Source organism: Roseovarius sp. MBR-79 (genome assembly GCF_053628555.1).
Genome location: NZ_JBRJGP010000008.1, coordinates 144,017 through 158,016 on the forward strand (window position 1 = coordinate 144,017; position 14,000 = coordinate 158,016).

Genomic DNA, 14,000 nt, shown 5'->3' on the forward strand with positions numbered 1-14,000 from the left:
GCCGTGCGTCAGAGCCACTCGGGGATGGTATCGCGATTCAGCATTTCGTCAAAGCTTGGACGCGCACGGATCACGGCAAAGTCACGCCCGTTCACCAGAACCTCGGGGATCAGGGGCCGTGTGTTGTATTCGCTCGCCATCACCGCGCCATAGGCCCCGGCGCTGCGGAACGCCACCAGATCGCCCGCCGCCAGCGGGGGCATCTGGCGCGCGCGCGCGAAGGTATCGCCGCTCTCGCAGACGGGCCCCACAACGTCATAGGGGCGGTGCTCTACCCCCGGCGCGGGTTCGATCACCGGGACGATATCGTGATGCGCATCATACATGGCCGGGCGAATGAGGTCGTTCATCGCCGCGTCGAGAATGAGAAAATCGCGCCCCTCGCCCTCTTTCACGTAGATCACCCCGCTCACCAGCACGCCGGCATTGCCGACGATCAGGCGACCCGGCTCGATCTCGATCTCGCAATCCAGATGCCCCAGCACCTCGCGGATCAGCGCGCCGTATTCGGTGGGCAGGGGGGGGGCCTCGTTCGAGCGGGTATAGGGAATACCCAAGCCCCCCCCCAGATCGAGACGGCGGATGTCATGACCATCGGCGCGCAACGCATGGGTCAGCTCGGCCACCTTCTCATAGGCAGCGCGAAAGGGCGCAAGCTCGGTCAACTGGCTGCCGATATGCACGTCGATACCAACCACCTCCAGCCCCGGCAGTCGGGCCGCTTCGGCATAAACGGTGCGGGCGCGAGAAATCGGAATGCCGAACTTGTTCTCGCTTTTGCCGGTGGCGATCTTGGCATGGGTTTTCGCGTCCACATCCGGATTGACCCGGATGGTGATCGGGGCAACCTTGCCAAGGCTTGCCGCCACCTCGCTCAGCACGCGCAGCTCGGGCTCACTCTCGACATTGAACTGCCGGATCCCGCCGATCAGCGCCACGCGCATTTCCTCACGCGTCTTGCCCACGCCCGAGAACACGATCCGCTCCCCCGGCACGCCCGCCGCGATCGCGCGGGCATATTCCCCGCCCGAAACCACATCCATCCCCGCGCCAAGCGCCGCCAGCGTGCGCAAGATCGCCTGATTGCTCGCCGCCTTCATGGCGTAGCACACCAGATGATCCATCCCCGTCAGCGCCTCGTCGAAGAGGCGATAATGCCGCGCCAGCGTCGCGGTGGAATAGCAATAGAACGGTGTGCCCACCGCTGCCGCGATCTCCGGCAGCGGCACCTCCTCGGCATGCAGCACACCGCCCCGGTAGATAAAATGATCCAAGCCCTAGCCCCGCTTCATCTTGCCAGAAATATCCAAATCGCTCACGCCTGCCGCAGGCCGCGCAAGAAAAGATAGAGCGGCAGGCCGCAACTGACACCGATGCCGAACGTCGCCGGAATCGCCAGCAGGCCCAGCCAGCGCCGATGCTGCACCGCCTCGGCCACGACCCAGACCGTCAGCGTCACGGCGGCAATCGTCAGGTCCCAGACCAGCCCCGATGTGGCCGCGTTGACATGCCAGGCATCGACCATCGCCATCAGGTCATAGCCGTTCTCACCGAACCACGCCAGAAACCACGACATCGGATGCACCGCGCCCCAGAGCGCCAGCGCCAGCCAGACCCATCTCACAGGCTCACCCCCACGCCGACGCTGACCCCGTTGTTCGAGGCCCCGGCGGTGACATTTCCCACCTTGACGCCCACCCCCGCCGAGACGTTCCCGCCGCTGCCGGCCGTCACCACGGTGTCGACCTTGGGCCGCACCGGATCGCCCTCCACGCCGCAGCCCGCCAGCGTGAGCGCGGACATCAGAACCAAGAGCCTCATTTCAAACGCTCCTTCCAGCGCGCCACCTGCACGCGCACCTGTTCGGGGGCGGTGCCGCCGTAGCTCATCCGTGACGCCACCGAATTATGCACGCCCAGCACATCATAGACCGCTGCGGTGATTTCGCCATGCACCTCTTGCATCTCGTCAAGGCCGAGATCCGGCAGGTCACAGCCCCGCGCCTCGGCGCGGGCCACAAGACTGCCGGTGACGTGATGCGCATCGCGGAACGGCATGTCCAGCACCCGCACCAGCCAATCGGCCAGATCCGTCGCGGTCGAAAAGCCGGACCCGGCGGCGGTCTCCAGATTGTCCCTTTGCGCCACCATATCGCGGACCATCCCCTCCATCGCCGCCAGCGCCAGCATCAGGTTGTCGGCGGCATCAAAGACCTGTTCCTTGTCCTCCTGCATGTCCTTGGAATAGGCCAAGGGCAGCCCCTTCATCACCATCATCAGCGCCACATTGGCCCCGAAAATGCGCCCCACCTTGGCGCGGATCAATTCCGCCGCGTCGGGGTTCTTCTTCTGCGGCATGATGCTTGATCCGGTCGAGAACCGATCCGACAAAGCGACAAAGCGGAACTGCGCAGAGGACCAGATCACCAGCTCCTCTGCAAAGCGACTCAGATGCATCGCGCAGATGCTCGCCACGCCCAGAAACTCCAGCGCGAAATCGCGGTCGCTGACGGCATCGAGCGAATTGGCACAGGGGCGATCAAACCCCAGCGCCTGCGCCGTCATCTCCCGGTCGATCGGAAAGGATGTCCCCGCCAGCGCCGCAGCCCCCAGCGGGCATTCGTTCATCCGCACCCGCGCGTCCCGCACCCGGCTCAGATCGCGGCCGAACATCTCGACATAGGCCATCATGTGATGGCCCCAGGTGACGGGCTGCGCGGTTTGCAGATGGGTGAAGCCCGGCATCACCCAATCCGCCCCCGCCTCGGCCTGTGCCAGAAGGGCGCGCATCAACGCTTGCAAGGCCTGATCCACCGCATCCAGTTGATCGCGCACCCAGAGCCGGAAATCCGTGGCCACCTGATCGTTGCGCGAGCGGCCCGTATGCAATCGCCCCGCCGGCTCCCCCACCAAAGCCTTCAATCGTGCCTCGACATTCATGTGAATATCCTCAAGGGCGGTCGAAAATTCGAATTCCCCCCCCTCGATCTCTGACAAGACCGTGAGAAGCCCTTCCCTCATGGCCTCGGCATCCTTATCACTGACAATACCCGTGGCGGCCAGCATGGCGGCATGGGCACGCGACCCGGCGATATCCTGCGCCGCCATCCGCTTGTCGAATGAGATCGAGGCATTAATTGCCTCCATGATCGCATCCGGCCCGGCGGCGAAGCGGCCGCCCCACATCTGGTTCGAGGTCGTGTCAGTCATGTCTTTTGCCCTTCGGAGGGATTTATGAGAACCATTCGTCAGCTCGTCCTTTATATGTCCCTCGCGCTTGGTGCAAACGCCGCCGTGGCCGATACCGCAGCCCTTGAGGCGCTGCGCGACGGGCACATGAAAAAGCTCATGTTCCACGCCGCGCCCAAACCCGCCCCGCTCACCGAATTCGAGCGTGCAGACGGCACGCCCGGCACGCTTGCCGATTATCGCGGGCAGCATGTGGTGCTGAATTTCTGGGCCACATGGTGCGCGCCCTGCCGCGCCGAGATGCCGACGCTCGCCAATCTCCAGACCGAGTTGGGCAGCGAGGCGTTTTCCGTCGTGACCATCGCCACCGGCCGCAACCCACCGCCCGCGATGAAGAAATTCTTCGACGAGATCGGCGTCACCAACCTGCCGCTGCACCGCGACCCCAAGAGTGCACTTGCCCGGGAAATGGGTGTCTTCGGCCTGCCCATCACGGTGATCCTCGACCCCGACGGCCATGAGCTTGCGCGGCTCACCGGCGACGCCGATTGGGACAGCGACAGCGCCAAGGCGATTATCCGGGCGCTGGTCGAGGGGACGGCAGAGGGCTGAGTTCGGGCAAGCGTCATGCGGGGGGTGTCCTGCCCGTCCGGCATCCAGTGTCGTCCAGTGTCGTCGTCCCGTCCTCATCCGCGACTTGCCCATCCCGGGCGGGGCGGGTAGTTTCGCGCTGTGACCGGGGGTCAGGGCGTCGGTCATCATTTAAATCCGGTTGGTCGGGTGGTCTCTATCCGACTGCGTTTCGCCCTCACCGCAACGGCGACATGACCCCTGCCGTTGCGCCAACCAGATCTTGAAAGGGCGTTTGATGGCGCAGTTTTCCAGAATGATCCGCGTTCTCGCACTCTGCACGGGTCTGGTGCCAGGTTTGGCCATGGCGCAACAGGCGGCACCCGCCCCGCCCGTGACGGTGGTGACACTCTCGCCGCAGGATGTGACCTTGACCTCGCTCTTGCCGGGGCGTGTGGCGGCCTCGGCCGAGGCAGAGGTGCGCCCACAGGTCAATGGCATCATCACCGAGCGCCTGTTCGACGAGGGCGCGGATGTGACGATGGGCGACCCGCTCTATCAGATCGACACCGCCACCTATGAGGCCGCCGTGCGACAGGCGCGCGCCCGTGTGGCGCAGGCCGAGGCGCAATTGCGGGCGGCAGAACGCGAGGCACGCCGGCTGGTGGAATTGCAAGCGCGCAACGTGGCCAGCGAACAGGCGCTGGATGAGGCGACATCGACCCGCGATTCGGCGGCGGCGGGGCTTGACCTGGCCGAGGCGCAGCTCAATTCCGCCGAGATCGAGCTGTCGCGCGCCACGATCCGGGCGCGGCTGTCGGGGCGTATCGGCCTGTCGAAGACCTCACAGGGGGCGCTTGTGACCGCCAGTCAGGCAGAACCGCTGGCGGTGATCCGCACCATAGATCCGGTTTATGTCGACGTGACCCAATCCGCCGCCGAGCTTCTGCGCTGGCGTCGCGGCGAGACGGCGCGCGACCTTGAAGGCGCGGACGCCACGGTGCGGTTGCGGCTGGCGGACGGATCCGACTTTGGCGAGACCGGCCATCTCAAGGCGGCAGAGCCGAACGTGAACCCGCAAACCGGCGTCGTGACGCTGCGGATGCAGTTCGACAATCCCGATCTGCTCTTGCTGCCGGGCATGTATGTGCTGGTGGAAATGCCCGTCGAAAAGGCCGAAGCGGTCTATCTCGTGCCGCAGGAGGCCGTGATCCGGGACCGGCGCGGGCGGCCCATGGCCTGGGTGGTCAATGGCGCGGGCGTGATCGAGGAACGCGCGCTCAGCGTCATTCAGGACCGGGGCAACGCCTGGGTGGTGGATGAGGGGTTGAACCCCGGTGATCGCGTGATGGTGGCTGGGTTCCAGAAAACCGCGCCCGGTGCCACGGTCACACCCGAAGAGCGCGCCGACGCGCCGCAACAGTAACCAACCGGGCAGGGATTATTCCGCATGGCCAGCTTTTTCATCGACCGCCCGGTATTCGCATGGGTCATCTCCATCCTGATCATGGGGGTCGGAGTGCTGGCCATCCTGATCCTGCCGGTCGCACAATATCCGCAGATCGCACCGCCCTCTGTCACGGTTTCGGCCGCCTATCCCGGGGCCTCTGCCGATACGGTGGCCAACACGGTCACGCAGGTGATCGAGCAGCAGATGACCGGGCTGGATGGTCTTCGGTATTTTTCGTCGCGGTCGACCTCGGCGGGGAGCGCAGAGGTCACCCTGACCTTCGAGACCGGCACCGATGCCGACATCGCGCAGGTTCAGGTGCAAAACAAGCTGGGACAGGCCACGCCTCTTTTGCCCGAGATCGTGCAACGGCAGGGTATCACGGTCGAGAAATCGTCCGCCGGGTTCCTGATGGTGGTGGGGATGATCTCGACCGATGGCACGCTCGAACAGGTGGACCTGTCGGATTACATGGTCACGAACCTTGTTGATGAACTGAGCCGGATCGCGGGGGTCGGATCGGTCAATGTGTTCGGCGCGCAATATGCGATGCGCATCTGGCTTGATCCGTCCAAGCTGGCAGGGTTCGGCCTGACGCCGTCGGATGTGGTGGCGGCGGTTTCGGCGCAGAACGCGCAGATCTCGGCGGGCGCTTTTGGCGCGCTCCCGACAGTCGAGGGACAGCAGCTTAACGCCACGGTCACCGCGCAATCGCTGCTCGGCACGCCCGAGGAGTTCCGCCAGATCGTTCTGCGCGCCGAGACCGATGGCGGTCTCGTGCTGCTTGACGATGTGGCGCGGGTCGAGATCGGGGCGGAAAACTACGCCACCACGGCGCGGTTCAATACGGACCCGGCGGCGGGCATGGCGATCACCCTCGCACCCGGTGCCAATGCGCTCGATACCGCCCGCGCGATCAAGGAGCGGATGGCCGAATTCGCCCGGTTCTTTCCCGAAGGTGTCGATTACGTGATCCCCTATGACACCACGCCCTTTGTCGAGATTTCGATCAAGGAGGTGGTCAAGACCCTGTTCGAGGCGATTGGCCTCGTGTTCCTCGTGATGTTCCTCTTCTTGCAGAACCTGCGCGCCACGCTCATTCCCACACTGGCGGTGCCGGTGGTTTTGTTGGGCACCTTCGGGGTGCTGGCGGCGGCGGGGTTCTCGATCAACACCCTGACAATGCTGGCGATGGTGCTGGCGATCGGCCTCTTGGTCGATGACGCCATCGTGGTGGTGGAAAACGTCGAGCGGATCATGGAGGAAGAGGGCCTTGGGCCCCGTGAGGCCACGCATAAATCCATGGGCCAGATCACCGGCGCGCTGGTGGGCATCGCCATGGTGCTCTCGGCGGTGTTCGTGCCGATGGCGTTCTTTCCTGGCTCCACCGGCGTGATCTATCAGCAATTCGCCATCACCATCGTTTCGGCCATGGCGCTGTCGGTGGTGGTGGCGATCACGCTGACACCGGCACTTTGCGCGTCCCTGCTCAAGCCCAAGGGCCATGCCCCGGCGCGCGGACCGTTCGCGTGGTTCAATACAGGGTTTGGCAAGCTCACCAATGGCTATGGTGGCACGGTGGGCTGGTCGGTGCGCCGACCGGTGCGGGTCTTCGTGGTCTATCTGGCGCTTGCACTCGGCATGGCGCTGATGTTCCTGCGCACGCCAACGGGCTTTCTGCCCGAAGAGGATCAGGGTATTCTATTCACCCTCATCCAGACGCCCACCGGTTCGAGCGCCGAGCGGACGCTGGAGGTGATCAAGCAGGTCGAGGACTATTATCTGACGCAGGAAACCGATGTGGTGAATTCCATGTTCGGCGTCGTCGGCTTCAGCTTTTCCGGCAACGGTCAGAACATGGGTCTGGCCTTCGTGCAACTCAAGGACTGGGACGAGCGCCCGCGCCCTGATCAAAGCGTGCAGGCCCTTGCGGGCCGCGCCTTTGGTGCCTTCAGCCAGATCCGCGACGCGATGGTGTTTCCCGTCGTGCCGCCCTCGGTCATCGAGCTTGGCAATGTCTCGGGGTTTGATTTCTATCTGCAAGCGCGTGCCGGGCAGAGCCATGGCGACCTGATGGCGGCGCGCAATCAGCTTCTGGGCATGGCCGCGCAAAGCGATCTCATCGCCTCCGCCCGGCCCAACGGGCTGGAGGATGCGGCGCAGTTCAACCTCGATATAGACTGGCGCAAGGCGGGGGCCATGGGCCTTACCCCCACGGATGTGGGTCAATTGCTGCAAATCGCCTGGGCCGGGACCTACGTGAACGATTTTCTCGATCAGGGCCGGATCAAGCGGGTCTATGTGCAGGGCGAGGCCGATGCGCGGGCACAGCCCACCGATATCGAGAAATGGCGGGTGCGCAACGCCAGCGGCGGGTTGGTGCCGTTTTCCAATTTCACCGAAGGCCGCTGGGATTACGGCGCGCAGGGCCTATACCGCTATAACGGCATCCCGTCGGTGCAATTGCAGGGCACGCCAGCGCCCGGCGTCTCGACCGGCGAGGCGATGGCCGAGATGGAGCGTCTCGTTGCGCAACTCGGGCAGGGGTATGAACTGGCCTGGACCGGCCTGTCACTCGAGGAACGCGAATCGGGCAGTCAGGCACCGCTGCTTTACGCGCTCTCATTGGCGGCGGTGTTCCTGTCGCTCGCGGCGCTTTATGAAAGCTGGTCGATTCCCTTTGCGGTGATGCTCGCCATGCCCATCGGTATCGTCGGCGCGCTCACAGGCGCGTGGATCGGCGGCTTCGAGAACGGGGTGTTCTTTCAGGTGGGCTTGTTGACGGTGGTCGGCCTGACCGGCAAGAACGCCATCCTGATCGTCGAGTTCGCCCGCGACCGATATGAGGCGGGCGAGGGCATTCTTGAGGCCGTGACCGAGGCCGCGCGCCAGCGGTTTCGGCCCATCATCATGACCTCCATGGCCTTTTCCCTGGGCGTTCTGCCGCTGGTGCTGAGTTCCGGCGCGGGCTCCGGCGGGCGCAATGCCATCGGCTCCGGCGTGCTGAGCGGGACGATTTCCGGCACGGTGCTGGGCGTGGTGTTCGTGCCGCTCTTCTTTGTCATCGTGACGCGGCTCTTCGGGCGGGCCAAGCCGCGCGAGTGATCCTTTGCCCGTGCTTGCGGGGCCTCGGGTGCTGACGCCTTCCGTGCGGCGGCGGATCCTATCGCAGGCCGCGCCGGGCCAGATCGAGCGCCAGATCGCGCACCAGTCGCGCGCGCGCATCCGCCAGATCCGCGGGGGTCCGCTCGCCGCCGATACGGGTGCTCAGATCGAAAAGAAGCGCGCGGTCACGGCCGTTTTCGGAGGTGACGAAATACTGTCCCGAGACCCCGAACGTGCCATCGGCCCGCGCGTGCATGGCCTCGACGCGGATTTCCACCTCGGCGGCGGCCGGATCCAGAAACGGCCACGGCTCCGAGGCCACGCGCGCGCCGGTGATCGCGGTCAGGTGCCGCGCCAGTTCCAGGGTCATCGCGCGGCCTGGATCGTCCGCCCATAAAAGCCCGCCGCTGGTGCGCAGACGCCCCGTCTCATCGGCGACAAAGATCGCCTCGCCCGCCGCATAGGTCGGCAGGGAGACCGTGCGCAGCGCGACGCTTGAATGGGCGATTCGCTGGGTTTCCGTGACCTGCGCGCGCGGCACGGCGATGCGCTCTTCGGGAACGGTGGCGCAGGCCGCAACCGCGACAAGGCCCGCGATCGAGATGGATTTGAACATGGGTCAGCGTCCTCGGATCAGGGAACTCGGATTGCGTTCGATGGCCCGCGCGAGCGCGGCGACGGCCCTGGCCGCGGCCTCGACCTCGCGCAGGGCGGTGCGGACATCCCGCCCGACGCCCCCCGTGGCCTGATAGCCCTCGAGCGTGGTATTGGCGCGCGCCAGCATGCCGCGCGCCTCGGCGATGAGACCGGGCAGGTCATTGCCGGCCGCGGCGAAGGTATCGGCGGCGCTGCGGGCGGACTCGAGTGTGGCGACGGCATTCTCCACCACGCCACCTGCCCGCAGGTCTTCCAGCACGAGGGCCAATTCGCCAAGCGTGCTGTTGAGCTGGCCGGGCAAGGCACGGGTCTCCGCCTGCCCGATCAGGGCATCCGCACTTTTCAGCAGCGCCGAGAGATCGGCGGCCAGCACGTCGAGGTCCACCGCACCCGCGCGCGCGGCGACTGCATCCAGCCGCTCGACCAGTTGCGGGATGCCTTCGGTGGCGGCACCGACGCCGCGCGCGGCCTCTGCCGCCTCGGTCAGCAGATCGGACACGCGCGCGGCCAGCGCCTGCTCGTTGATCTGCGCGATCAGGCTTTCAATCTCCGAGAGCGTCGCGTCAAGCCGCGCGGGCAGGGCCTGCGCCCCGGTCAGAAGCGCGTTCACATTGCCGGGCACGGCGCGGGTGTCGTCGCTGGCGATGAGCGCGTTGGCGTTCTGCATCAGGGTGATGGCCTGCGCCATGATCTCTTCGACCGGCAGCGCGTTGATCCGTTCGAACACGCCTTCGGCGGTGGCCGCGACATCGGCAATCTCGCTGTCGGTGGCGGGCAGGACCGGGGGCGCACCGTCGATCTCGGTGATCGCCGCTTCGGGCGCGTTCGGCACCTCGACCAGTTCCACCTTGAGGCCGCCGGTGAGGATCGACGCGGTGGCAAGCCGCGCGCGCAGGCCCGCGGCAACCCGCGCGCGCAGGTAATCGAGCGCAGCGGCAGGGCTGTTCTCGCCGCCAAGGCCAAGTCGGCCGGGCCGGATTGCCAGCGTCACCGCAAGGCGCACGTTGCCATCGCCAAAGCGCGCCTCGTCCACCACACCGTTGAGCGCCTCGACATCGCCGATGCGCAACCCGTTCAACTCCACCGGCGCGCCGGTGGCGAGGCCGGTAATGTTCTCGTCGAAGAGCACCGAAAGCGTCAGCGTCTCGCCCTCGTTACCGGCAAAGATACTGGCCTGGGCCGCGGCCTCATCGGCAAAGACGGTAAAGCGCGCGCCGGGATCGACGGGTGTGCCGCCCGAGAGCAAGGTATCGAACGTGATCCCCCCCGAGACCAGCGAGGCGATGGACGAAAAATCGATCGCAGCGCCCCCCGGACCGAAGGACACCGAGAACCCCGAGGCATCCCAGAACCGCGTCGCGCTGTTGATGAGCCGGTCATGCGGGGCGTAGATCACCGCCTCGGCCTCGGCGGTGCTGCCTTCGGAGGAGATGACCGGCTTGCCGATACGCCCCACCTCGATTCCGCGATAGAGGATCGGCGCGCTCTCGGTCAGGGATGCCCCGCCCGCAGCCCGCAGCATCAGCCGCAACCCCGCTTGCCCCAACCGGTCCAGCGGGGCGTCGGGCAGCCCGTCAAACCGGGTGGCGGCCGTGCCCGGCTCATTGTCCCAAATCCCCTCGATAAAGACACCCGAGAGCACCGTGTCGAGCCCCGATACGCCCTGCGTCGTCACCCGTGGCCGCACCACCCAGAACCGCGCCTCGCGATCGACATAGGGGGCCACCGTCCTGTCCAGCCGCACCCTGACCAGCACCTGCCCCAGATCCTCGGCAAAGCCCACCTGCTCGACCAACCCGACCTTGACGTCACGATAGCGTAATTCCGTGCTGCCCGCGCGCACGCCACTGGCATTCTCGAACCCGATCTCAATCAGCGGGCCGCGTTCCGCATAGCTCTGCCAGGCGATGGCCAGCACCACTACGAGCGCGGCAAGCGGCACGATCCAGACGATCGACAACCGCTGCCAGATCGGGCGGCTGGCCGGGCTGACCGGGGCCTCGGGCGGGGATGTGCTCTGGTCGCTCACGTGGGTCGCACCTTCGGTTTGCGGGCGCGCGGCACGGTGTCCGCGCTGTCCCAGATGAGGCGGCTGTCAAAGCTCTGCGCCGACAGCATGGTGAAGATCACCGAGAGGGCGAAGAACAGGCTCGCCCGTCCCGGCGTGATCGAGGCCAGCGCCTGAAGCTGCACCAGCGAGGACAGGATGGCCACCACGAAAACGTCGATCATCGACCAGCGCCCTATATAGTCCACCACCTCATAAAGGCGATGCCGCCACGCCTCGGATATCTGCGGCCCGTGCCGGACCCCGATGGCGAGCCCCGCAAGCGCCACGAACTTGCCCACGGGGATGAGAACGCTGGCAATCAGGATGATCGCCGCCACCCCCCAATTGCCGTGCCTTGCCAGTTCGACCGCGCCGCCGACGATCGTGTCGCTCTGGGTGCTGACCAGCGTGCGCGTCTCCAGCATCGGGTAGAGATTGGCCGGGATATAGCAGCCCAGCCCTACCAGCCACCACGCCCAGACCTTTTGCAGCGACATCGCATCGCGCGATTGCAGCCGGCTGCCGCAGCGCGGACAGTGCGCGGTGCCAGCGGGTGAGGGGCGGGTGCAGCGGGTGCAGCCGACAAGCCCCTGTTCCCTTGCGGTTTTCACTCCTTCAGGGAGGTCCATATCGAATACCTGCACATCAATCGGTCACTTGCCACCACGAGCACGACGAGCACGGCAAAAAGCCATGCCGCCGGGCCAAAGATCACCTCTGCCAGATCGCTCAGCTTGACAAGGGCCACCGCACAGCCAAGCGCGAAAATCTCGGCCATCGACCACGGCAGGAGTTTCTCCGACAGGCGGAACGCGTCCCGTGCATATGGCGCGGGCGGCCGGTCGCGGATGATCGGGGCCAGCACGTAGATCAGCAAGATCAGCCGCAGCGCCGGGATGATCACGATGAACAGAAGCACCGCCACCGCGACCCCCGACAGGACCCCGGAAAAGGCAAAGGCGGTATCGAGCACCGATGCCTCGTGCCGCACCCCGCCCGCGCCGATGGCGAGAAACGGAAATACAGTGGCCGCAGTGATCAGGATCAGCACGGTCAGAGCAAGCGCGATAAGCTGTTTGCCCGCCTTGCGCCGGGGCGCGATCAGCACGGTATGACAGCGCGCGCAATAGGCCCGCTCGCGCGCCGCCACCTTGGGCGCGCGATAGACCAGATCGCAGCTTGGGCAGACGATCATGCCATCGAGTTCGTCCGTTGCGTCGGGCATCGGTCCCTTTCATCCATGTCGCGGGTGCATCGCGGCAAGTGCCGAGAGTGGGCGAAGCCGGGATGGAACTCAACCCCTTGGCGCCCTGAGGACGGCGCGGCCCGGTTCGGCCGGATCGGGCGATGACGGCAGGGCATACATATCGACGCAGGGTGAAAAACCCACTGGACATGTCGCATATCGCGCCCTAAATGCCGCATATCCGCCGCGCAAGAATGTTGCGCAGCCAGTTCAAAGGGGGCAAGACATGCCGGGTTACAATTCGAAATTCGAACTGTCGGTCGAGGACATGGACCTGATCGAGACCGCGTTGCACCGCACGAGGACAGAGCTTTCGTCGCGCGCCATAGCGCCCGAGGGGATTGCCAACGAGGACGAGGCCCCCGCGGCGACCTTGCGCAGAGTTCATGACCTTCTGGGCCGGTTGCACAATCAGAAGGTGTTTTACCGTCCGCGTCGCGGGGGCTATGTCGGGGGCTGACCTGCCCCCGGATATGCCCTTGTCCCTGCCCGACCGCCTTACCGCGCGCCTGATCTCCACTGGCCTTGATGAGACCGAAGCCCGGAACGCGCGTCGACACGTGGGCGCGCTGACGCTCTCCAAGCTCGCCGACGGCCTTGTCGATCCCAAACTGATCCTGAGCTGGCTGCTGGGAAGCCTTGGCGCGCCCGCGGCGTTTGTGGCGCTTTTAGTGCCCATCCGTGAGGCGGGCGCGCTTCTGCCGCAGCTTGTGATCGGTGCCTGGATCGGGCGCTTGCGCTATCGCGTCTGGTCTGGGCCGGGGGCAGCGCGCTTCAGGGGGCGGCGGCGGGCGGGATCGCGCTTGTGGCGCTGATGGTGTCCGGCTGGCTGGCGGGGGCGCTCATCTGTGCCTTGCTTGCCGTGCTGGCGCTGGCGCGCGCGGCCTGCTCGGTGAGCTACAAGGACGTGCTCGGCAAGACGATCGAACAGTCGCGGCGCGGCAGGGTGACGGGGCTTGCGGGGTCTGTTTCGGCGGCATTGGTGGTTGGTTTCGCCGGCTTGCTCATCGCGGGCACCTTGCGCAACGAGGCAGCGGTGATCGCGGCCATCGCGCTGGCCGCACTGGCGTGGTGTGCGGCAGCAGTGATTTTCGCGGGGATCGACGAAGCGGCGGGCACGCCCGAAAACATCACATCGTCAGGTGGTTATCTTGCCATCCTGCGCGAGGATGCGAACCTGCGCCGGTTCATTCTCGTGCGCGGACTTCTGGTCTCGACCGCGCTGGCCCCGCCTTTTTTCGTGCTTCTTGCCACCGAGGGGGCCGGGTTGAACCGCCTCGGCGCGATGCTGCTGGCCGCGTCGCTGGCGACGTTTCTCGGCTCCTATTTCTGGGGGCGGCTGGCGGATCGTGACAGCCGCCATGTCATGCTGGGCGCGGGATGCCTCGGGGCGGCGGCGATGGCGGCGGCAATTCTGCTCCACGTCGCCGGGAAGGCCGGGGGAATCCCGGTTGCGCTCTTCGTGCTGATGCTGGGCTGGAACGGGGTCAAGCAGGCGCGCACGATCTACCTTGTGGACATATCCGACGCGGATCTGCGCGCGCGCAACACCGCGCTCGCCAATACCGCGATCGGCATGATCCTGCTGCTGGCGGGCTTTCTGGGCGGGGCGCTGTCGGTTCTCGGGCCGGTGGCGGCGCTGGCGGGCTTTGCCGTCATGGCGCTGGCGGGCGGGCTGTTGGCGCTGACGCTGCGCCCTGTGGGCGGGGCGCGGTAAAACCGGTTTACGGGTGC

Annotated in this window: 14 protein-coding genes; 6 read left to right on the forward strand and 8 right to left on the reverse strand. The window is 66.0% G+C overall.

What is annotated here, in order from left to right; genetic code table 11:
- Window positions 1-8: 8 nt before the first annotated feature.
- From lysA to argH, 4 genes are read right to left on the reverse strand one after another with little or no spacing between them, the layout of a single operon-like run.
- Window positions 9-1,274, reverse strand: a complete 1,266-nt coding sequence (lysA, locus tag ACSSV8_RS10335) for a diaminopimelate decarboxylase (protein WP_354538709.1) — start codon at window positions 1,272-1,274, stop codon at window positions 9-11.
- 41 nt (window positions 1,275-1,315) lie between these two features.
- A complete protein-coding gene (locus ACSSV8_RS10340) occupies window positions 1,316-1,624 on the reverse strand; it encodes a DUF2834 domain-containing protein (RefSeq protein ID WP_354538710.1) in 309 nt (102 codons plus the stop codon).
- Window positions 1,621-1,821, reverse strand: coding sequence for a lipoprotein (locus ACSSV8_RS10345; RefSeq protein ID WP_354538711.1), 201 nt, complete (start codon window positions 1,819-1,821; stop codon window positions 1,621-1,623). Before ACSSV8_RS10345 ends, ACSSV8_RS10340 begins: the two co-directional genes overlap by 4 nt.
- The gene (argH, locus tag ACSSV8_RS10350) at window positions 1,818-3,209 is read right to left on the reverse strand and encodes an argininosuccinate lyase (protein WP_454282380.1); all 1,392 of its coding nucleotides are present in this window, start codon (window positions 3,207-3,209) and stop codon (window positions 1,818-1,820) included. Before argH ends, ACSSV8_RS10345 begins: the two co-directional genes overlap by 4 nt.
- A 24-nt stretch (window positions 3,210-3,233) precedes the next feature.
- Between argH and ACSSV8_RS10355 the strand changes: the two genes are divergently transcribed.
- The 3 genes from ACSSV8_RS10355 to ACSSV8_RS10365 all read left to right on the forward strand — a co-directional run bounded on the left by ACSSV8_RS10355 (window position 3,234) and on the right by ACSSV8_RS10365 (window position 8,313).
- Entirely contained in the window at window positions 3,234-3,800 is a 567-nt protein-coding gene (locus ACSSV8_RS10355; protein ID WP_454282381.1) for a TlpA family protein disulfide reductase, read from the forward strand.
- A gap of 274 nt (window positions 3,801-4,074) precedes the next feature.
- Window positions 4,075-5,184 (forward strand): efflux RND transporter periplasmic adaptor subunit, encoded by a 1,110-nt coding sequence (locus ACSSV8_RS10360; protein WP_454282382.1) that lies wholly within the window; start codon window positions 4,075-4,077, stop codon window positions 5,182-5,184.
- A gap of 24 nt (window positions 5,185-5,208) precedes the next feature.
- On the forward strand, window positions 5,209-8,313 hold the full coding sequence (locus ACSSV8_RS10365; RefSeq protein WP_454282383.1) for an efflux RND transporter permease subunit: 3,105 nt from the start codon (window positions 5,209-5,211) through the stop codon (window positions 8,311-8,313).
- A gap of 58 nt (window positions 8,314-8,371) precedes the next feature.
- On the opposite strand, the gene ACSSV8_RS10370 is transcribed toward ACSSV8_RS10365, so the two are convergent.
- From ACSSV8_RS10370 to ACSSV8_RS10385, 4 genes are read right to left on the reverse strand one after another with little or no spacing between them, the layout of a single operon-like run.
- Window positions 8,372-8,929, reverse strand: a complete 558-nt coding sequence (locus ACSSV8_RS10370; RefSeq protein ID WP_454282384.1) for a PqiC family protein — start codon at window positions 8,927-8,929, stop codon at window positions 8,372-8,374.
- Window positions 8,930-8,932: 3 nt separating this feature from the next.
- Window positions 8,933-10,999: an MlaD family protein gene (locus ACSSV8_RS10375; protein ID WP_454282385.1), complete on the reverse strand. Its 2,067-nt coding sequence runs from the start codon at window positions 10,997-10,999 to the stop codon at window positions 8,933-8,935.
- Window positions 10,996-11,649, reverse strand: a complete 654-nt coding sequence (locus tag ACSSV8_RS10380; RefSeq protein WP_454282386.1) for a paraquat-inducible protein A — start codon at window positions 11,647-11,649, stop codon at window positions 10,996-10,998. The genes ACSSV8_RS10375 and ACSSV8_RS10380 overlap by 4 nt, the downstream gene beginning before the upstream one ends.
- Window positions 11,628-12,245: a paraquat-inducible protein A gene (locus ACSSV8_RS10385; RefSeq protein WP_354538719.1), complete on the reverse strand. Its 618-nt coding sequence runs from the start codon at window positions 12,243-12,245 to the stop codon at window positions 11,628-11,630. The genes ACSSV8_RS10380 and ACSSV8_RS10385 overlap by 22 nt, the downstream gene beginning before the upstream one ends.
- A 247-nt stretch (window positions 12,246-12,492) precedes the next feature.
- Between ACSSV8_RS10385 and ACSSV8_RS10390 the strand changes: the two genes are divergently transcribed.
- Genes ACSSV8_RS10390 through ACSSV8_RS10400 form a run of 3 tightly spaced genes read left to right on the forward strand, consistent with a single transcriptional unit; the run spans window position 12,493 to window position 13,983 of the window.
- A complete protein-coding gene (locus tag ACSSV8_RS10390) occupies window positions 12,493-12,726 on the forward strand; it encodes a hypothetical protein (protein WP_354538720.1) in 234 nt (77 codons plus the stop codon).
- A gap of 19 nt (window positions 12,727-12,745) precedes the next feature.
- On the forward strand, window positions 12,746-13,081 hold the full coding sequence (locus tag ACSSV8_RS10395; protein WP_454282387.1) for a hypothetical protein: 336 nt from the start codon (window positions 12,746-12,748) through the stop codon (window positions 13,079-13,081).
- The gene (locus ACSSV8_RS10400) at window positions 13,072-13,983 is read left to right on the forward strand and encodes an MFS transporter (protein WP_454282388.1); all 912 of its coding nucleotides are present in this window, start codon (window positions 13,072-13,074) and stop codon (window positions 13,981-13,983) included. The genes ACSSV8_RS10395 and ACSSV8_RS10400 overlap by 10 nt, the downstream gene beginning before the upstream one ends.
- Window positions 13,984-14,000 lie beyond the last annotated feature (17 nt).

Bases quoted from the DNA above. Each gene is read 5' to 3' on its own strand.
- ACSSV8_RS10390 (WP_354538720.1), top strand. From the start codon at position 12,493: ATGCCGGGTTACAATTCGAAATTCGAACTGTCGGTCGAGGACATGGAC.
- argH (WP_454282380.1), bottom strand. From the start codon at position 3,209: ATGACTGACACGACCTCGAACCAGATGTGGGGCGGCCGCTTCGCCGCC.
- ACSSV8_RS10365 (WP_454282383.1), top strand. From the start codon at position 5,209: ATGGCCAGCTTTTTCATCGACCGCCCGGTATTCGCATGGGTCATCTCC.
- ACSSV8_RS10385 (WP_354538719.1), bottom strand. From the start codon at position 12,245: ATGCCCGACGCAACGGACGAACTCGATGGCATGATCGTCTGCCCAAGC.
- ACSSV8_RS10380 (WP_454282386.1), bottom strand. From the start codon at position 11,649: ATGGACCTCCCTGAAGGAGTGAAAACCGCAAGGGAACAGGGGCTTGTC.
- ACSSV8_RS10370 (WP_454282384.1), bottom strand. From the start codon at position 8,929: ATGTTCAAATCCATCTCGATCGCGGGCCTTGTCGCGGTTGCGGCCTGC.
- ACSSV8_RS10345 (WP_354538711.1), bottom strand. From the start codon at position 1,821: ATGAGGCTCTTGGTTCTGATGTCCGCGCTCACGCTGGCGGGCTGCGGC.
- ACSSV8_RS10355 (WP_454282381.1), top strand. From the start codon at position 3,234: ATGAGAACCATTCGTCAGCTCGTCCTTTATATGTCCCTCGCGCTTGGT.
- ACSSV8_RS10360 (WP_454282382.1), top strand. From the start codon at position 4,075: ATGATCCGCGTTCTCGCACTCTGCACGGGTCTGGTGCCAGGTTTGGCC.